The organism is Rhodoferax sp. (assembly GCF_039922535.1).
Lineage (GTDB): Bacteria > Pseudomonadota > Gammaproteobacteria > Burkholderiales > Burkholderiaceae_C > Rhodoferax_B.
Genome location: NZ_JBDTEM010000230.1, coordinates 1 through 1,888, shown reverse-complemented (window position 1 = coordinate 1,888; position 1,888 = coordinate 1). Strand labels below are relative to the sequence as shown.

1 protein-coding gene and 1 pseudogene are annotated in these 1,888 nt (G+C 64.1%); both read right to left on the bottom strand.

Annotated elements, in window-relative coordinates:
- Positions 1-98: 98 nt before the first annotated feature.
- Complete coding sequence (locus ABI213_RS10990) at positions 99-1,139, bottom strand: cell division protein ZipA C-terminal FtsZ-binding domain-containing protein (protein WP_348027056.1); 1,041 nt, start codon at positions 1,137-1,139, stop codon at positions 99-101.
- A pseudogene (locus ABI213_RS10985) lies at positions 1,136-1,888 on the bottom strand (chromosome segregation protein SMC); the annotation flags it as partial. The pseudogene ABI213_RS10985 and the gene ABI213_RS10990, both read right to left, overlap by 4 nt.

The window sequence follows — 1,888 nt, the reverse complement described above, 5'->3', positions numbered from 1 at the left end:
GGCGTTGAGCTGCCCCCGCAATGCTTCTATTTCTGTAGCTGCCAGCGCAGGTGGAATCTGCGCTGGAGGGCTAAAAAGGTCTGAATTTTCCATCACGCTCAGCTAAATAACCTTCGCGCCAAAACAGAGCCCGCCGCCAATTCGCGTGAGTCCAGCGTGTCGTACAGCTGCTCCAGCGAGGCACCAATGCCGTCCAGCGCATCGCGCTGCAGCGGGTAGCCCCGGTCGTCGGTCAGGCTGCCATCCATGGCATCGGCCAGGGCGGCGGCGGTGTCGCGCAGGCGCACAAAGGGCTGCTCGGCGCGGTCCACCTGGGGCACGTCCAGGCTCAGCGTGACTTCGCGCAGGGCGGATTGGTCAGGGTCTTCGGCCAGGGCCGCTTGCGCGTCAAACGCCAGGCCCAGGATGGGCGGCATGCCGGGCGTACTGCTGGGCAACAGCATGCGGCCGGGGATCAGGCTGGGCACAAACCCCAGACGCGCGGCGTGCTGCTGCACGTAGCCGGGGCTCCAGGCGGCGTGCACAGCGCGCAGGGTGAAGCCAAGCTGGGCATCGTGGTCGTTAGCGAACTGGTCCAGCTCGCGGCCGCGGGCCACTTCTTCGCGCATTTCGGGGAATTCGGGCAGGCCGTTCACCGTGTCGGCGTAGGCCTGGGTCTTGATGACGAATTCGGAGTATTCGATCTCGTTGAGCGCGCCCGTGCGGTTGGCCAGTTGCACACCGGCCTGCAGTTGGCTGTAGCGCTGGCCAGCCACCGGGGTTTCCCACTGCTGGCTGGCGACATTCAGGCCTTCGATGGCAAAGGGCTTGCTGCCGACGCGGCGGGTCGGCGGCATGGCGGCCAGGGCGGCATCGCCCGATACCGGGTTTTCCAGCGCGATGGGTGCCAGCACGTCGATCAGCGCGTCCATACCGGGTTTGCGCTCGGGCGTGGGCAGCGGAGGCAGATCGTCGCCTTCAAACGCCGGGTCGCGGCGCTCAACCTCGTCGGGACTGGGCTCGATGTGCCCGCTTTGGGGCGGCAGCGGATCCGGCTGCTTGGGCGCATTTTTACGGGTGGACCAGGTGTTGTAGGCCACGACGGTGACGAGCACGAGCCCGCCGCCGATGGCCAAACCGAGTTGTAGGGTAGTTGTCATGTCAATTCGGCCATGTTGAGAGCCGACTCCATATCGACTGCCACGATGCGTGAAACGCCCTGCTCCTGCATGGTCACACCAATCAGTTGCTGGGCCATTTCCATGGCGATCTTGTTGTGGCTGATGAAAAGAAACTGGGTTTCGCGGCTCATGCTGGCAACCAGTTTGGCGTAGCGTTCGGTGTTGGCGTCGTCCAGCGGCGCGTCCACTTCGTCCAGCAGGCAAAACGGTGCCGGGTTCAGCATGAAAATGGCGAACACCAGGGCGATGGCGGTCAGGGCTTTTTCGCCGCCCGACAGCAGGTGGATGGTCTGGTTCTTTTTGCCCGGCGGCTGGGCGATCACCTGCACGCCAGAGTCCAGAATCTCGTCCCCGGTGATGACCAGGCGCGCATTACCGCCGCCAAACAGCTCGGGGAACATCTTGCCGAAGTGGCCGTTGACGGTGTTGAAAGTGCCCGACAGCAGCTCGCGGGTTTCACCGTCGATCTTTTTGATGGCGTCTTCCAGCGTGGTCATGGCTTCGACCAGGTCGGCAGTCTGGGCATCCAGGAATTGCTTGCGCTCGCGGGCCACGCTCAGTTCGTCCAGCGCGGCCAGGTTGACGGCCCCCAGGGCGGCGATTTCGCGGTTCAGGCGGTCGATTTCGCTCTGCATACCCGGGATGCGCACATTGCCTTGCACGATGGAGGTGGCAATGGCTTCCAGATCGGCATTGGCTTCGGTCAGCAACTGGCTGAACTGCTCGGA